Origin of the sequence: Streptomyces rubradiris, from assembly GCF_016860525.1 — a bacterium.
GTDB classification, from domain to species: domain Bacteria; phylum Actinomycetota; class Actinomycetes; order Streptomycetales; family Streptomycetaceae; genus Streptomyces; species Streptomyces rubradiris.
On the sequence record NZ_BNEA01000015.1, the window covers coordinates 3807143 to 3823144 of the forward strand.

General features: G+C 73.2%; 13 protein-coding genes and 1 pseudogene. 1 reads left to right on the top strand and 13 read right to left on the bottom strand.

What is annotated here, in order from left to right; translation table 11 throughout:
* Positions 1-164: 164 nt before the first annotated feature.
* The 11 genes and pseudogenes from Srubr_RS30075 to Srubr_RS30125 all read right to left on the bottom strand — a co-directional run bounded on the left by Srubr_RS30075 (position 165) and on the right by Srubr_RS30125 (position 10626).
* Complete coding sequence (locus Srubr_RS30075; RefSeq protein WP_189998952.1) at positions 165-1109, bottom strand: alpha/beta hydrolase; 945 nt, start codon at positions 1107-1109, stop codon at positions 165-167.
* Positions 1110-1350: 241 nt separating this feature from the next.
* Entirely contained in the window at positions 1351-2535 is a 1185-nt protein-coding gene (gene kynU, locus Srubr_RS30080) for a kynureninase (protein ID WP_189998950.1), read from the bottom strand.
* Positions 2528-3376 (bottom strand): tryptophan 2,3-dioxygenase family protein, encoded by an 849-nt coding sequence (locus Srubr_RS30085; protein WP_189998948.1) that lies wholly within the window; start codon positions 3374-3376, stop codon positions 2528-2530. Before Srubr_RS30085 ends, kynU begins: the two co-directional genes overlap by 8 nt.
* Before the next feature lie 155 nt (positions 3377-3531).
* Positions 3532-3945 carry a DUF3151 domain-containing protein gene (locus Srubr_RS30090; protein ID WP_189998946.1) on the bottom strand — a complete coding sequence of 138 codons (414 nt, stop codon included), beginning with the start codon at positions 3943-3945 and terminating at the stop codon, positions 3532-3534.
* A gap of 242 nt (positions 3946-4187) precedes the next feature.
* Positions 4188-4540: pseudogene (locus tag Srubr_RS30095) on the bottom strand (hypothetical protein); the annotation flags it as partial.
* A 62-nt stretch (positions 4541-4602) separates the two neighbouring features.
* Positions 4603-5625, bottom strand: a complete 1023-nt coding sequence (gene fbaA, locus Srubr_RS30100) for a class II fructose-bisphosphate aldolase (RefSeq protein WP_189998944.1) — start codon at positions 5623-5625, stop codon at positions 4603-4605.
* 142 nt (positions 5626-5767) lie between these two features.
* Entirely contained in the window at positions 5768-6319 is a 552-nt protein-coding gene (pyrE, locus tag Srubr_RS30105) for an orotate phosphoribosyltransferase (RefSeq protein WP_030620592.1), read from the bottom strand.
* Between the two features lie 10 nt (positions 6320-6329).
* Positions 6330-7118: an aldose epimerase family protein gene (locus Srubr_RS30110; protein WP_189998942.1), complete on the bottom strand. Its 789-nt coding sequence runs from the start codon at positions 7116-7118 to the stop codon at positions 6330-6332.
* A gap of 43 nt (positions 7119-7161) precedes the next feature.
* Entirely contained in the window at positions 7162-8232 is a 1071-nt protein-coding gene (locus Srubr_RS30115; protein ID WP_189998940.1) for an SRPBCC family protein, read from the bottom strand.
* Positions 8233-8368: 136 nt separating this feature from the next.
* Positions 8369-10003, bottom strand: coding sequence for a polyamine aminopropyltransferase (locus Srubr_RS30120; RefSeq protein ID WP_189998938.1), 1635 nt, complete (start codon positions 10001-10003; stop codon positions 8369-8371).
* A gap of 98 nt (positions 10004-10101) precedes the next feature.
* Complete coding sequence (locus Srubr_RS30125; RefSeq protein ID WP_189998936.1) at positions 10102-10626, bottom strand: DUF2617 family protein; 525 nt, start codon at positions 10624-10626, stop codon at positions 10102-10104.
* An 829-nt stretch (positions 10627-11455) separates the two neighbouring features.
* Between Srubr_RS30125 and Srubr_RS30130 the strand changes: the two genes are divergently transcribed.
* Entirely contained in the window at positions 11456-12640 is a 1185-nt protein-coding gene (locus Srubr_RS30130) for a pyridoxal phosphate-dependent aminotransferase (RefSeq protein ID WP_189998934.1), read from the top strand.
* Positions 12641-12693: 53 nt separating this feature from the next.
* Here Srubr_RS30130 and Srubr_RS30135 read toward each other — a convergent pair whose 3' ends face one another.
* Complete coding sequence (locus Srubr_RS30135; protein ID WP_189998932.1) at positions 12694-13227, bottom strand: YbjN domain-containing protein; 534 nt, start codon at positions 13225-13227, stop codon at positions 12694-12696.
* 161 nt (positions 13228-13388) lie between these two features.
* Entirely contained in the window at positions 13389-15986 is a 2598-nt protein-coding gene (clpB, locus tag Srubr_RS30140; protein WP_189998930.1) for an ATP-dependent chaperone ClpB, read from the bottom strand.
* Positions 15987-16002 lie beyond the last annotated feature (16 nt).

Sequence of the window (16002 nt, forward strand, 5' to 3'; positions counted from 1 at the left end):
GCAGCTGCGGGAGCGTCGTGGGTCGCGGGTGGGCCCCCATGGTGGCTTCCTTTCCGGTCGCCCGGCCGTCGGGCTTGACTGGGAAGGAAATTACGGATCGGGGGGTGTCGTCGGCGTCCCGCCAGGGAGCTGTTGTGGCGCGTAGCTCTCAGGTACTACGGGTATCACCAGGCCAGTTGGGCGATCTCCTCCGCCACCACCGCGCAGGCGTCCGCCGCCGGGTCGATCAGCGGGAAGTGGCCCACGTCCTCCAGCAGCGTCAGCCCGACCACCTCCCCCGCCTTCGCCGCCGCGTCCGCGTACGACTCGGCCACCTGATGCGGCACCGTGACATCGGCCCGCCCCTGCACCAGCGTCGTGGCGATACCCGTCGGCAGCAGCCGCGCCGGATCCGCGTACCGGCAGCGCTCGGCGAACACCCCCTGCCCACCCAGCAGTTGCCGCGCCGCGTGGTCGCACACCTCCAGCTTCTCCGCCACCTGGAAGTCCGCGATCGGCGCCAGCGCGACGACACCGCGCAGCGGCGCCGGGCGGTCGGTACGCCATGGCGCGTCCGCCGGGAGCACATGCCGGGCCGCCGCCCACAGCGCCAGGTGGCCGCCCGCCGAGTGCCCGGTCAGCACCGTACGGCCGGTGTCCGCCTGCGGAACCACCTCGCCGGCCAGCGCGGGCAGGGCGTCCAGGGCCGCCGCGACATCGTCGAACGTGTCGGGCCAGCGGCCGGCGGGAGGCACGCTCCCCGCGCTCCCCTCACCGGCCGCACCGGCAGCACCACCACCGGCACCGCCCACCCCCTCCCCGCCTTCCTCGCCGCCCCTGCGGTACTCGACGTTGGCCACCACGAACCCCCTACGGGCCAAATAGGCCGCGAACGGGGTGACATGACGGCGGTCGTAGCGCGCTCGCCAGGCACCGCCGTGCAGGAGGACGACCAGCGGGGCGTGGGCCGCGGGGGCGGTGGCGTCCGGGCCGGGGCGGGGGACGTAGAAGTCGATCACCTGGTCGGGGAGGTCGCCGTACGCGGCCGTGGCATCGGGGTCGACCGGCGGGTGCGAGAAGGCCGACTCCTCTTCGGCGGCGGCGCGGGCTGCTGCGGCGTCGTCCGGCATGCTCCAACCTCTCAGCTACGGAACGGGGATGGCGGACCAGGTGGGAAACGGCCGTCGGCCGGGACGGTACCAGGCCGGTGACGTGCGGGGACACGGGCATTTCCCGCACGTCGAGGGGAAGCGGAGCGCGAAGCTGACGGGAACCCGTCCGGCCCCCGCCTCCCCCTCACGCCCGCACCCGGACCCGGGCCCGAATCCGAACCTGAACCCGAACCCGAACCTGAACCCGAACCCGAACCCCCTAAGCCAACTCCTCCCCCAGCACCCGCGCCGCCCGCTCCACATCGCGGAACCCCACGTACAGCGGGGTGAAGCCGAAGCGGAGGATGTCCGGGTGCCGGAAGTCGCCCACGACACCCCGCCCGATCAGGCGTTTCATCACCTCACCCGCGTCGGGGCAGCGCAGGGCGATCTGGCTGCCCCGCTCCGCGTGCCGCTCGGGGGTCACACACTCCACCCGGCCGGGCTCGGTGTACGCGGCCACGCACCGCAGGAAGAAGTCCGTCAGCGCCAGGGACTTGGCGCGGACGGCGGTGACGGACACCCCGTCCCACACGTCGAGCGCGGACTCCAGCGCCAGCAGGGAGAGGATGTCCGGCGTGCCGACCCGCCCTCGCACGGCGCCCGCCGCCGGGGCGTACTCGGGGCTCATCCCGAACGGCTCGGCGTGGGAGTTCCAGCCGGGCAGCGGGGAGTCGAAGCGGTCCTGCAGCTCCTCGCGGACGTACAGGTACGCCGGTGAACCCGGGCCTCCGTTCAGGTACTTGTAGGTGCAGCCGACCGCGAGGTCCACGCCGTGCTCGTCCAGGCCCACCGGCAGCGCGCCCGCGCTGTGGCACAGGTCCCACACCGCGAGGGCGCCGCAGGCGTGGACCGCGGCGGTGAGCGCCGGGAGGTCGTGCAGCCGGCCGGTGCGGTAGTCGACGTGGTTGAGCAGGACCGCGGCCGTACGGCCGGACAGCGCGCCCGGCACCTCGGCCGGGGTGACCGGGCGCAGGGTGCTGCCGGTCAGCCGGGCCGCCGAGGCGGCGATGTAGCCGTCCGTGGGGAACGTCGTGGCGTCGACCAGGAGTTCGTCACGGCCGTCGCCCGCCATGCGGACCGCCGCGACCAGCGCCTTGAAGACGTTGACGCTGGTCGAGTCGCCCACGACGATCTGGCCCGGCGCCGCGCCCACCAGCGGGGCGATCCGGTCGCCGACCCGCTCGGGCGCCGTCCACCAGCCGCTCTCCTCCCAGGAGCGGATGCGCAGTTCGCCCCACTCGCGACGGACGACGTCCGCCAGCCGGCCGGGGACGTGCGCGGGCAGGGCGCCCAGGGAGTTCCCGTCCAGGTACACGACGTCGTCGAGGACGAACCGGTCCCGCAGGGGCGCGAGTCCGTCCTCCGCGTCCAGCTTCTCCGCGTGCAGGGCCAACTCAGACATGGGACCTCGCCGTCCACAGCTCGGGGAACACGTTCTTGCGGGCGCGCTTCTCCAGCCAGGCCACGCCGGCGGAGCCGCCCGTGCCGGGCTTGGCGCCCATCGCGCGCCGGGTGGCCACCAGGTGGTCGTTGCGCCAGCGCCACACCAGTTCGGCCACGTCCGTCAACGCCTCGCCCAGCCGGGCGAGTTCGTCGCTCTCGTCGCCCGCGTAGACGGCGGTCCAGGCGGCCTCCACGGCCTGGGACGGCTCGTACCGGGCGGCCAGGTCCCGGTGCAGCACGGAGTCCGGGATCGGGTGCCCGCGCCGCGCGAGGAGCCGTAGCGCCTCGTCGTACAGGCTGGGCTCGTGCAGGGCCTTCTCCAGTTCCGCGTGGACGCGCGGGACGCCCTGGTGCGGTACGAGCATGGAGGCGGACTTCTCGCCGAGCAGGAACTCCAGGCGCCGGTACATCGCCGACTGGAAGCCGGAGCCCTCGCCGAGCGCGCCGCGGTAGGCGTTGAACTGCGCCGGGGTCAGCTGGCCGAGCGGCTTCCAGGAGGCGTTCAGCGCCTCCAGCTCCCGCACGGAACGTTTCAGCGCGGCGAGCGCCGTCGGTACGTCGTCCGAACGGAGCGCATGGGCGGCCGTCTCCCACTCGTGCACGATCACGGTGAACCACAGCTCCATGACCTGGGTGGTCACCAGGAAGACCATTTCCCCGGGGTCGTCGGAGAGGGTGTGCTGGAGGTGGGTGAGGACGTCGGCCTTGACGTAGTCCTCGTACGGCGTCGTCCCCGCGAAATCCAGGTTCGGGGTCTCGGGCTCAGCGGCCTGGTGAGGGTGGTGAGCCTGTTGGGACATCGCTGTCTCCTGTATTACTCCGGGTAGCGGTCCGCCCCTGCCGATGCCGGCACGGGGGCCCCGGTCCCCACCCCGCCATCCTCCGCAATGCCCCGGGGGACGGCAAGGCCCGCCTGTCGCCAGACGGGCCACACCGGTGACGTGCGTCCCGCCGGTCAGCCCAGGGTCTGGGCCGCCGTCGGCGAGGAGTCCTTCAGGAACTGGGAGCAGCGCTCGTACTCCTCCTGCTCCCCGATCGCCTGGGCGGCGCGGGCGAGGGCGTGCAGCGCGCGCAGGAAGCCGCGGTTCGGCTCGTGCTCCCACGGGACCGGGCCGTGGCCCTTCCAGCCGTTGCGGCGCAGCGCGTCCAGGCCGCGGTGGTAGCCGGTACGGGCGTAGGCGTACGACTCCACGACCGAGCCCCGCTCGAACGCGTCGTCGGCCAGCCGGGCCCAGGCGAGGGACGAGGTGGGGTGCTGGGCGGCGACCTCCGCCGGCGCGGTACCGGCCGCGAGCGCCTCGCGGGGCCCGGGGTCGTCGGGGAGGTGGGTCGGGGGCGGTCCGCCGAGAAGGTTCTGGTGAATCGTCATGGGTTCAGTGTGTCTCACGGGGGTGTGCGGGCGTGCGCGGCAGGGGGTACGGACAGCGCCCTGCTAGGGGCGCGGGGAACTGCGCGGGCAACCCACCACCGGGCCGCACCCGGAAGATCACCGCACACAAGAGCCGCACCCGGGAAGCGGCCGTGCCTACCGGCCCCCCTCCAGCGCGGAGCCGTCACATTGCCATGGGTCCGGCATGCCGGGCGGCGGCAGTCCGGGGCCGGGCGACGGACCAGGGTGGCGCCGAGGACGTCGAAGCAGCCGCGGGCGGGGGCGCCGGCGGGCTCCGGGACGTGCCGCAGCGCGACCGGCACGGACAGCGCCGCCAGCGGCACGTTGAGCAGGAACCCCCGGCGCCGGCCGGGCCCGGCCACCAGCCAGCCGCCGAGCAGGCTCAGGCCGGCCGGCGTGACCAGGTAGGCGTTGACGGTCCACTGGAGGCGGCGCGGCCCGTGTCCAGGTCGCGGCCGATGCGCGGCGGGGCGACGTTGACGACGGTGGAGTCCAGCATCGCCATGGCGGAGCCGAGGACGGTGGTGAACAGCAGCCACCTGCCCTGGGGCGAGGCCGGCCGGGCGTCGGGTATGCCCCAGGTGTACGGCGGGCCCGGCGGCAGGGACAGCCGCCGGGCCCGCCGTGGGGTACCGCTTACTTGATCTTGTTGCCCGCCGAGCGCAGGTGCTGCGTGGCCTGCACGACGCGCGCGGCCATGCTCGCCTCGGCCAGCTTGCCCCAGGTACGCGGGTCGTAGGCCTTCTTGTTGCCGACCTCGCCGTCGACCTTCAGGACGCCGTCGTAGTTCTGGAACATGTGGGCGGCGACCGGACGGGTGAAGGCGTACTGGGTGTCCGTGTCGATGTTCATCTTCACCACGCCGTTCTCCAGCGCGGTCAGGATCTCCTGCTCGGTGGAGCCGGAGCCGCCGTGGAAGACGAAGTCGAACGGGGACTCCTTGCCGAACCGGGCGGCGACGCCCTCGTTCAGCTCCTTCAGCAGCTCGGGACGCAGCACGACGTTGCCCGGCTTGTACACGCCGTGCACGTTGCCGAAGGACGCGGCCAGCAGGTAGCGGCCCTTCTCGCCCAGGCCCAGGGCCTCGGCGGTGCGGATGGCGTCGTCGACGGTGGTGTACAGCTCGTCGTTGATCTCGTGGGTGACGCCGTCCTCCTCACCGCCGGTGGGGGTGATCTCCACCTCCAGGATGATCTTGGCGGCGCGGGCCTGCTCCAGCAGCTCCTGCGCGATCTCCAGGTTGTCGGCGAGGGTCTCGGCGGAGCCGTCCCACATGTGCGACTGGAACAGCGGGGTGAGACCGGCGTCGACGCGCTTCTTGGACAGCGCGAGCAGCGGACGCACGTACCCGTCGAGCTTGTCCTTCGGGCAGTGGTCGGTGTGCAGGGCGATGTTGACCGGGTACTTCTCGGCGATGACGTGCGCGAACTCGGCGAGCGCGACCGCGCCGGTCACCATGTCCTTGCTGTACTGGCCGCCGAGGAACTCCGCACCGCCGGTCGAGATCTGGACGATGCCGTCGCTCTCGGCCTCCGCGAAACCGCGCAGCGCCGCGTTCAGGGTCTGCGTGGAGGTCACGTTGATGGCCGGGTAGGCGAACTTGCCTGCCTTCGCCCGGTCGAGCATCTCGTTGTAGACCTCGGGGGTTGCGATGGGCATCTGTCCGCTCCTTGTGTTGCGGGTAGGGGTTCTGCGTTACGGCCCTGACCTAGACCTGGGGGGGCGACGTCATCGTCGGCCCCATCTTCCCAGACATGACCCGATGGTCCACGCGCCGGTCAAGACCGGAACGTCCGGATCGTCAGTCCAGCCCCAGTTCGTCCTTCGAGAAGGCGAAGCGGTAGGGAACACCAGCTCCCGCTTCGATCTTCTCTGCGGCTCCGGTCGCCCGGTCCACGATCGTGGCGACGGCGACGACCTCCGCGCCGGCCTCCCGCACGGCCTCCACGGCGGTCAGCGGGGAACCGCCGGTGGTGGAGGTGTCCTCGACCACCAGGACCCGGCGGCCCGCGATGTCCGGACCCTCGACGCGCCGCTGGAGCCCGTGTGCCTTGGCCGCCTTGCGGACCACGAACGCGTCCAGGCGCCGGCCGCGCGCGGCGGCGGCGTGCAGCATGGCGGCGGCCACCGGGTCGGCGCCCATGGTGAGCCCGCCGACCGCGTCGAACTCCAGGTCCGCGGTCAGGTCCAGCAGCACCTGGCCGACCAGCGGGGCGGCCTCGCCGTCGAGGGTGATGCGGCGCAGGTCGACGTAGTAGTCGGCCTCCAGGCCGGAGGAGAGGGTCACCTTGCCGTGCACCACGGCCTTGTCCTTGATCTGCTGCAGCAGCGCGCCGCGCACGTCGTCCGTCATGCCGACCAGCTTAGAGCCGGCGCCAGCTCCAGGTCGTACTCGCCTCCAGCGGCTGAAGCGGGGTGACCAGGCGCGGAAGGGTGTTCAGGCCGTTGGGCGGGCCGGTCTGCGGCTCCACGCAGACGGCCTCGGCCTGTTCGTCGTAGACCACCACCCACTCCTCGCGGCTCGCCACCTTCAGCTCCAGCCGGTCCGGCCAGGTGAGGGTGACGTCCACCCCGCCGGGCATGCCGAAGCAGTCGTCCCAGGGGCCCGGCCGGGGGTCGGTCCGATTGCCGGTGGGCAGGTGGTCGGCGCCGCGCTCCTCCTGCCAGGCGGGCGCGAAGTCCAGCCGTACGTCCGCGCCGTCGAGGTTCCGGTTGAACCACGGGTGCCAGCCGAGCTGCGCCGGGAAGGAGTCGTCGTACGCCTCCACGGACATGGTCAGGGTCAGGCCGTCCTCGGTGAGCGCGACGACCTGGGTGACGCGCCCGGGGTGCGGCCAGGGGTCGGTCAGCTCGTACGTGATCACCGCCTCGTCCGCCGAGACGCGCGCGGTGCGCCAGGCGCCGTCGCGCGCGGTGCCGTGGATGGCGTGCGGCGGGGAGTTGAGCGGCATCCGGCGGACGGTGCCGCCGTCCAGGAAGCGGCCGTCGCGGATCCGGCCGCACCAGGGCACCATCGGGAAGCAGCCGTAGCGCGGGCCCTGCCGCAGCAGCTCCAGGGAGCCGATCCTGAGCCCGCTGATCCGGCCGCCGTTCGCGGGGCTGACGCGTACTTCCGCTTCGCCTGCGGTCAGCGTGATGTCTTCGTTGCTCACGGGACGACACTACTGGGGCGCGCGGCGGGTGCGCGGGCGCCGGTCAGCGTCGTCTGCGCAGGGCGCGGGTGACCACGATCGCCGAGGCCAGGGCGAAGGCCGCGGCGGGGGCGGCCCAGCGCAGGGCCGGGTTACCGACGACGGTCTGGGGGGCGGGCACGGGGGCGTACCGGCCGCGCGGCGGGGCGTGGTCGACCTCCTCGGCGCTGCGCCCGATCATCGTCCGCCGGGCATGCGCGGCCTCGGCGAGCGGCTCTCCGGTGCCCTCCAAGTCCTCGGCGAGCACGTCGGAGGGAACGGGGCCGGTGTCTTCGGTGGCATCGGCCTCTACGGTGCCGTCGTCCGCGTCCGCGTCCCCGTCCAGCTCGTCCGCGTCGCGGTCGAGGGAGGGCGGCGGGACCTCGGTGTCGAAGACGGAGCGGTGGGGTTCGCCCGCCACCGCGTCCCGATCGGCAACGTCGGCCTCTTGGGGCTCGTGAGCCTCGTGCGTCTCCCCGTTCTCGGCGGTCTCGTCGGTCTCGGCGGTCTCGTCGGTCTCGGAGGTCTCATCGGTCTCCGACGACCCATCGGCCCGGGAGAGCTTCCCGGCCCCCGGGTGCTCGTCCGCCGACGAAGGCTCACCCGGCTCGTCGACCGCCGGCTCGTGCTCCACCGACGGTTCGTCCGCAGCCCCTGACTCGTCGCCCGCCGGCGTCTCCTCCGCCGCCAGCGACTCCAGGAACCGGCTCAGCAGCCTCGTCGCCGCCGATGTCACCGACTCCGCCGGGAGTTCGGTGATCCGGCCGGACGCGGTCGCCGTGCCCTCGGCCGTGACCGTGCAGCCGTCCTCGGCGTCCGCGAGGCGCAGGGTCAGGGACAGCTTCACCGAGCCGGTGCCGCGGGCCTCGGTGGCGTCGGCCTCGACACCGTAGGTGCCGTCGGCGCGCGGGGTCACCCGGGCCGTGCCGCGGTAGGTCACGGAGTGCCCACCGACGCGGAGTTTCAGGCGGCCGGTGATCGGTTCGGCACCGGCGTCCCGTTGCAGCCCGGGAACGGCGCGGGCGACGCGAGCGGGGTCGGTCAGGGCGGCGCCGAGCCGGTCGGTGGAAGCCTGGACGAAGACCTGGTGCTCCATGGTCCGGGAGCCTACCCACTCGCGGCCGGAACTCACCCGGGCGTGCGGACGGCTCCGCGCCCGGCCCCCCGTTCGCGCACGCGCCCACCGGTCCGCCCGGCGGGAAGGCGGCCGTCGGCTTCCCCGGGGCGGCGCCTCAGTACCGCGGACGCACCAGTGTGGAGGCCCGCAGCCCGTCGATCCGGGTGCGGTCGGCGGCCCGCGCGTCCGCCGTCAGCCGGGCCTGGGTCAGCGTGCCCGGCCGCCAGGTGCCCAGGCGCAGGGGCGGCGGGGTGCGGCCCGGGGCCGCCAGCAGGAAGCCCCAGTCGTGCGGGGCCCGGGACGCGCCCGCCGAGCGGTCGGGGCCGGCCGCGGAGCCGCTGTCGTGGCCAGGCACCCGGTACGGGGAGACGCCGAAACCGGCCGCGCGGAGGGTCGCGGCGACGGTCCAGTAGACGCGCGGCCGGGTGGTGACGGGACCGGCGTGCACCACCAGGCGGCCGTGCGGGGCCAGCACCCGGCGGGCCAGGCCGTAGAACTCCTGGGAGTACAGCTTGGCGCCGGCGGTGATGCCCGGATCGGGCAGGTCGGCGATCACGACGTCGTACGCCCGCACGCGCGTCCCCCGCAGCCAGGCGAGCGCGTCGGCGGTGGTGGCGTGGAGGCGCGGGTCGGCGAAAGCGTGCGCGTTGGCAGCGGCGAGGCCGGGGTCGCGGCGGGCCAGCTCCAGCAGGCCCGGGTCCAGTTCGACGAGGTCGACGCGGTGTACGTCGCGGTGGCGCAGCACCTCGCGGGCGGCCAGTCCGTCGCCGCCGCCGAGGATCAGCACGCGCGCGTGCGGGCCGGTCAGGGCCGGGTGGACCAGGGCCTCGTGGTAGCGGCGTTCGTCGCGGCCGCCGACGCGCAGCCGGCCGTCCAGGAAGAGGTCGAGGGGCCGGCCGTGGGTGCCGCCGGCCAGGACGATCTCCTGCACGCCGGTCCGCACGGCCACCCGGACATCGCCGCCGTACACGGCGCGGCGGGCGGCCCGTTCGAAGTCCCCGGCGAGGGCGGCGGCACAGGCGAGGACGCCGAGGACGAGCAGGCCGGTGCACAGCAGGAGCCGGCGGGCGCGGCGGCCGAGGTCGCGCCGGAACAGGCCGAGGACCAGGGCGCCGCCCGCGACCACGTTGACCGTGCCGGTCAGCAGCGCGCCGGTCAGCTGACCGAGGAACGGCAGAAGCAGGAAGGGAAAGGCGAGGCCGCCGACCAGGGCGCCTACGTAGTCCGCGGCGAACAGGTCGGCCACCGCGCCGCCCGCGTCCTGCCGCCGGATGCGCTGGATCAGCTCCATCAGCAGCGGCACCTCGGCGCCGATGAGCAGGCCGATGGCCAGGGAGAAGGCGACGAGCAGGCAGCACGGTCCGGCGGCCCAGACCCCGCCCCAGCCGGCGGTCCAGGCGAACACGGCGTACAGCGCCATGGCGCTGCATCCGCCGACGAGTGCGAGCGCCGTCTCCACCGCGACGAAGCCGGCCGCCGCGTGACAGCGCAGCCGTTTGGCGCCGAGGGAGCCGATGCCCATGGCGAACACCATCACGGACAGCACCACGGACGCCTGGGTGACCGAGTCGCCGGTCAAGTACGAGGCGAACGCGACCAGTTCGAGTTCGTACACGAGTCCGCAGGCGGCGCAGACGAAGACGCACGCGAGGACCAGGAACCGCCCGGTGCCGGGCCGGACGGGCAGCCGTGCGGGGCTCGTCCAGGAAGGCGGGGCGCCTGGGGGCGCGGGGGCGTGCGGTTCGATCACGCTGCGACGTTACGTCACATCCCGGCCACGCTTCGTCACCCACACGTGTGGATCTGGGGGCGGTTGACGCATTGCGGGTTTATGTCGCCGGAGAAGGCTCAGCTCGGCTGGGCCACCCGCGCCCGCTCGCCGACCCGGGTCCGGGTGGCCACCAGCTGTCCGTCCTGCGGATAGGCGTGCCAGGTGCGCCAGTGCACCTGGCCCTCGTACCGCTGGGCCAGCATCGCGGTGAAGGCGTGCGGGCTGCCCGGGAAGACTCCGGCGAGGCCGTGCGGATGGTCGGAGACGAGGGCCAGCAGCTCCTGGGCGCGGCCCGCGAACGAGCCGGGGGTGAGCACCTCGACGCGGGCGGCGAATTGGTACTCCCAGTCGCCGACCCGCTTGGCGACGCCCAGCGGCAGCGGGGTGCTGGAGCCCGGGATGCACGCGACCGTCTCCGAGCAGTTGCCGCGCTCCTCCTCCAGGAGCACCTGGTGGGAGGCGCCGAGCAGCCGCAACTGGAGTCTGGCGCCGGTGAGTTCGAGATCGAGGGTGGCCAGGGCGGGCAGCGGTTCACGGCCCAGGGCCCAGGCGAGGTCGGCAGCGCGCGTATCGGTATAGGAGGTGTTCAGGGTCGTGAGCATGGATCGGCTCCGCTAACACGCAATGGGGGGAAATCAGCCAATTTCAGCCCAGCCGGCCCGGCCGGAATGGGGAGTCAGGGGGCGTTCGAGGGGCTGCGTTGGCGTTTAGAGGGAACCATGAACAAGGCTGCCGCCACAGGGTTTTTACCCAACTTCGTTGGGTTTCCATCCCTCGGGGGGCTCACAGCTCACGTGTTCAACTACGGCGTGCGCCGGTCGTGAATAAGACACGCCGGGCGCCTGCCGGATCTTTGTCCGGCAGGCGCCCGGCGCGGTGCGGCCTGGATGCGGTTCCCCCTCTCCCAGGGCGCCGGCTGCCCCGTGTCAGCCGCCTCCCCCGCATCCGCCCCCGCCACCGCCACCACCGCCGCACGACGAGCCCCCGCCGCACGACGAACCCCCGCCACAGGACGAACCCCCGCCACAGGAGTGCCCGCCGTGCCCGTGTCCCCCGTGGTGCCCGCCGTGGTGCCCCGACGAGCCGGAGTCACCGTCGGCCCACCAGCTGCCCGACTCCGAACCGCCGTAGACCGCGCCGGACGAGGACGACGACCTGCGGTACGCCCCGCCGCGTCCCCGGCCGGCCGCCGGCCTCGTCCGCCGGAGGTAGCGGCCCAGCCTCTCCGAGATGACCGCCACCGCGATGAGCGCCACCACGACCAGCGCCAGGAAGTTGCCCTGGGACATGGCGTCACCCTCCTTCCGTTCCCCCGAAGCGGCCCCCCGTGGGCGCCTCGCCGTGTCACCGCGTCTCGCGCGGTGCCGGGGAATTTCCCGGCCGGGCCGGCGGCCAAAGCGGAGTTGAGGAACTCCAGAGCTTGAGCGCAGGATGACGGGCATGACCTCCAGCGCACGCCCTCATCTCAACCGCCGGCTCGCCGAGTTCGGGACCACGATCTTCGCCGAGATGTCGGCGCTCGCCGTGGCGACCGGGTCGATCAATCTGGGCCAGGGCTTCCCGGACACCGACGGCCCCGAGGAGATCCGGGAGGCCGCCGTGCGGGCGCTGCGCGACGGGCGCGGCAACCAGTACCCACCGGGCCCCGGCGTCCCTGAGCTGCGCACCGCGATCGCCGCGCACCAGGAGCGCCGCTACGGCCTGTCCTACGACCCCGACACCGAGGTGCTGGTCACGGCGGGCGCGACGGAGGCGATCGCCGCCGCGCTGCTGGCGCTGGTCGAGCCGGGGGACGAGGTGGTGGCGCTGGAGCCGTACTACGACTCGTACGCGGCGAGCATCGCGATGGCGGGCGGCCGGCGGGTGCCGGTGACCCTGCGGCCGCACGAGGGCCGCTTCCGGCTGGACCTGGACGAGCTGCGCGCGGCCGTCACCGACCGCACCCGGCTGCTGCTGGTCAACACCCCGCACAACCCGACCGGCACCGTCCTCACCCGCGCCGAGCTGGCCGCCGTCGCCGAGCTGGCGGTGGAGCGGGACCTGCTGGTGGTGACCGACGAGGTGTACGAGCACCTGGTCTTCGACGACGCCGAGCACCTGCCGCTCGCCACGTTCCCGGGGATGCGCGAGCGCACGGTGAGCATCGGTTCGGCGGGCAAGACCTATTCGTTCACGGGCTGGAAGGTCGGCTGGGTGACGGCCGCGCCGGAGCTGGTCGGCGCGGTCCGCTCGGCCAAGCAGTTCCTGACCTACGTCGCCTCCGGGCCCTTCCAGTACGCGGTCGCCGAGGCGCTCGCGCTGCCCGACAGCTACTACGAGGAGTTCCGCCGGGGCATGCTGGCCCGCCGGGAGATCCTCGCCGAGGGGCTCACGGCGGCCGGGTTCGAGGTGTTCCGGCCGGCCGGCACCTACTTCATCACCACCGATATCCGGCCGCTCGGCGAGAAGGACGGCTTCGCCTTCTGCCGGGCCCTGCCGGAGCGGGCGGGCGTGGTGGCCATCCCGAACGCGGTCTTCTACGACGACCGGGAGGCGGGGGCACCGTTCGTACGTTTTGCCTTCTGCAAGCGCGAGGACGTGCTGCGGGAGGCGGCGGAACGGCTGCGGGCCATGTGAGCGCGATGCCGCTCCGGCCGGGGCGGAAACCCGGGCCGGAGCGGGCAGTCGCCTTACTCGGCGTCGCCCTCGGGCGTGTCGTCCTCGCCGCCCTCCGGGTCCAGGCCGAGCTGCTCCACCAGCCACTTGTCGAACTCGATCGCGGCCCGCACCCAGCTGACCGTGGAGGAGACGAAGTGGTTGATGTCGACGCCCGTGCCGATCAGCATCTGGGCCTCGCCGATCAGCCGGACGGTGCCGTCCTCGTGGGTGTGGGTGTACACCTTGGGCCACAGGGTGCGGCGGTTCCACTCGTCCACGGTCTCCAGCAGCCGCGGCTTGTCCTCGATCGCGTGCGGGCGGTCGAAGAAGGTCCGCACCGAGAAGATCGCCTGTTCGGGCTCGTCCCCGCGGAACATGAAGTAGGTGCGGAACTGCTCCCACGGCGCGACGAGGTCACCCTCCTCGTCGACGACGTACTTCAGCTCCATCTGGTCGAGAAGCTGCTTCACCAGGTCCTGATCCGGGAGGACGGGGCCCGCCGGTCCCTGGGGCTGCGGTTCGGGCTGGCCCCCGAAGTTCGGAATCGAGGACGGGTCGATGCTCACCGTGTTTTTCCCTTCATGCGGATGCCGCCATCCTCCCCCATGCGGGGAGGGGCGTGGCAAGCCCCGACCCGCCGCTCCGCCCTGAGCTGAAGGGCCGTGTCACAGCGCCCGGCCCCGGGCCGAGGGGCCCCGGACCGCTCACCCCAGGGCCCGGGGGCGCGTCAGAGCGTCTTGCCGGTGGCGGGGCCCACCAGCAGCCCCTCGCCGAAGCGGTCCACACGGACCGTGTCGCCGTCCTTGACCTCGCCGGACAGGATCTCCTTGGCCAGCCGGTCGCCGATGGCGCTCTGCACCAGGCGGCGCAGCGGGCGGGCGCCGTAGGCCGGGTCCAGGCCCTCCTCCGCGAGCCAGGCCAGCGCCTCGGGGCTGACCTCCAGGGTGAGCCGCCGCTCGGCCAGCCGCCGGGCGAGCCGGTCGATCTGGAGCCGGGCGATCCGCTCCAGCTCGGGCTTGGTCAGCGCGGAGAAGACCACCAGGTCGTCCAGCCGGTTGAGGAACTCGGGCTTGAACGAGGCCCGCACCACCTCCAGCACCTGCTCCCGCTTCTGTTCCTCGCCGGTCAGCGGGTCCATCAGGAACTGGCTGCCCAGGTTGGAGGTGAGCACCAGGATCGTGTTGCGGAAGTCGACCGTGCGGCCCTGGCCGTCGGTGAGCCGGCCGTCGTCCAGCACCTGGAGCAGGACGTCGAAGACCTCCGGGTGGGCCTTCTCCACCTCGTCCAGCAGCACCACGCTGTACGGGCGCCGCCGCACGGCCTCGGTGAGCTGGCCGCCCTCCTCGTAGCCGACGTAGCCGGGGGGCGCGCCGACCAGCCGGGCCACGCTGTGCTTCTCGCCGTACTCCGACATGTCGATGCGGACCATGGCCCGCTCGTCGTCGAAGAGGAAGTCCGCGAGCGCCTTGGCCAGTTCGGTCTTGCCGACGCCGGTCGGGCCGAGGAAGAGGAAGGAGCCGGTGGGGCGGTCGGGGTCGGCGATGCCGGCGCGGGAGCGGCGCACGGCGTCCGACACGGCGCGCACGGCCTCGCTCTGGCCGATCAGCCGCTTGCCGATCTCCTCCTCCATGCGCAGCAGCTTCTGCGTCTCGCCCTCCATCAGCCGGCCGGCCGGGATGCCGGTCCAGGCGGCGACCACGTCGGCGATGTCGTCGGCGCCGACCTCCTCCTTGACCATGGTGTCCCGGGCGGCCTCCTCCTCGGCGGCGGAGGCGGCCTCCAGCTCCTTCTCCAGCTGCGGGATCTCGCCGTACAGCAGCTTGGCCGCGGTGTCGAAGTCGCCGTCGCGCTGGGCCCGTTCGGCCTGTCCGCGCAGGTCGTCCAGCTTCTCCTTCAGCTCGCCGACCCGGTTGAGGGACTGCTTCTCCTTCTCCCAGCGGGCGGTGAGGCCGCGCAGCTCCTCCTCCTTGTCGGCGAGGTCGCGGCGCAGCTTCTCCAGCCGCTCGCGGGAGGCCGGGTCGGTCTCCTTGCCGATCGCCAGCTCCTCCATCCGCAGCCGGTCGACGGCGCGCTGGAGTTCGTCGATCTCCACCGGGGAGGAGTCGATCTCCATGCGCAGCCGGGAGGCGGCCTCGTCCACCAGGTCGATGGCCTTGTCCGGCAGGAAGCGGGAGGTGATGTACCGGTCGGACAGGGTGGCGGCGGCCACCAGCGCGCTGTCGGCGATCTGCACCTTGTGGTGGGCCTCGTAGCGGCCCTTCAGTCCGCGCAGGATGGCGATGGTGTCCTCGACGGACGGCTCGGCGACCAGGACCTGCTGGAAGCGGCGCTCCAGCGCGGGGTCCTTCTCGATCCGCTCCCGGTACTCGTCCAGGGTGGTGGCGCCGACCATGCGCAGCTCGCCGCGGGCGAGCATGGGCTTGAGCATGTTGCCCGCGTCCATGGCCGAGTCGCCGCCGGCGCCGGCGCCCACGACGGTGTGCAGCTCGTCGATGAAGGTGATGATCTGGCCGTCGGAGTCCTTGATCTCGGCGAGGACGGCCTTCAGCCGCTCCTCGAACTCGCCGCGGTACTTGGCGCCGGCCACCATCGCGCCGAGGTCGAGCGCGACCAGCCGCTTGTCCTTCAGCGACTCGGGCACGTCGCCCTTGACGATCCGCTGGGCCAGCCCCTCCACGACGGCGGTCTTGCCGACGCCGGGCTCGCCGATGAGGACCGGGTTGTTCTTCGTGCGGCGGCTGAGCACCTGGACGACCCGCCGGATCTCCTGGTCCCGTCCGATGACCGGGTCCAGGCGGCCCTCGCGGGCGGCGGCGGTGAAGTCGGTGCCGAACTTCTCCAGGGCCTTGTACTGGCCCTCGGGATCGGCGGTGGTCACGCGGCGTCCTCCCCTGGCCTTCTTGAAGGCCTCCAGCAGCTTCTTGGCGTCGGCGCCCTGCCGGGTGAGCAGTTCGCCCGCGGCACCGCCCTGCGCGGCGATGCCGATCAGCAGGTGCTCGGTGGACAGGTAGTCGTCACCCAGCTCCTTGGCGCGCTCGCCGGCGTCGGCGATGACGGCCAGCAGCTCGCGGTTGGGCTGCGGCGGCGCCACGGTGGACCCGGTCACGCTGGGCAGCCCGGCCAGGATCCGCTCGGCGCCGGAGCGCACGGCGGCCTGGTCGGCGTCGACCGCGGCGAGCAGGTCGGTGATGTTCTCGTTGTCCCGCCCCTGGAGCAGAGCCAGCAGCAGGTGGGCGGGGGTGAGGTCCGGGTGCCCCCCGGTCACTGCGCGATTGCTCGCGGCGTTGATCGCGTCCCGGCTCCTGTTGGTCAGCTCGGCGTCCACGTCTGCGTTCTCCTCC

Excerpts from the sequence above, each read along its gene's own strand:
- fbaA (WP_189998944.1), bottom strand. The coding sequence starts at position 5,625 with ATGCCCATCGCAACCCCCGAGGTCTACAACGAGATGCTCGACCGGGCG.
- pyrE (WP_030620592.1), bottom strand. The coding sequence starts at position 6,319 with ATGACGGACGACGTGCGCGGCGCGCTGCTGCAGCAGATCAAGGACAAG.
- Srubr_RS30125 (WP_189998936.1), bottom strand. The coding sequence starts at position 10,626 with ATGCTCACGACCCTGAACACCTCCTATACCGATACGCGCGCTGCCGAC.
- Srubr_RS30115 (WP_189998940.1), bottom strand. The coding sequence starts at position 8,232 with ATGGAGCACCAGGTCTTCGTCCAGGCTTCCACCGACCGGCTCGGCGCC.
- kynU (WP_189998950.1), bottom strand. The coding sequence starts at position 2,535 with ATGTCTGAGTTGGCCCTGCACGCGGAGAAGCTGGACGCGGAGGACGGA.
- Srubr_RS30075 (WP_189998952.1), bottom strand. The coding sequence starts at position 1,109 with ATGCCGGACGACGCCGCAGCAGCCCGCGCCGCCGCCGAAGAGGAGTCG.
- Srubr_RS30090 (WP_189998946.1), bottom strand. The coding sequence starts at position 3,945 with ATGACGATTCACCAGAACCTTCTCGGCGGACCGCCCCCGACCCACCTC.
- Srubr_RS30130 (WP_189998934.1), top strand. The coding sequence starts at position 11,456 with ATGACGGGCATGACCTCCAGCGCACGCCCTCATCTCAACCGCCGGCTC.
- Srubr_RS30085 (WP_189998948.1), bottom strand. The coding sequence starts at position 3,376 with ATGTCCCAACAGGCTCACCACCCTCACCAGGCCGCTGAGCCCGAGACC.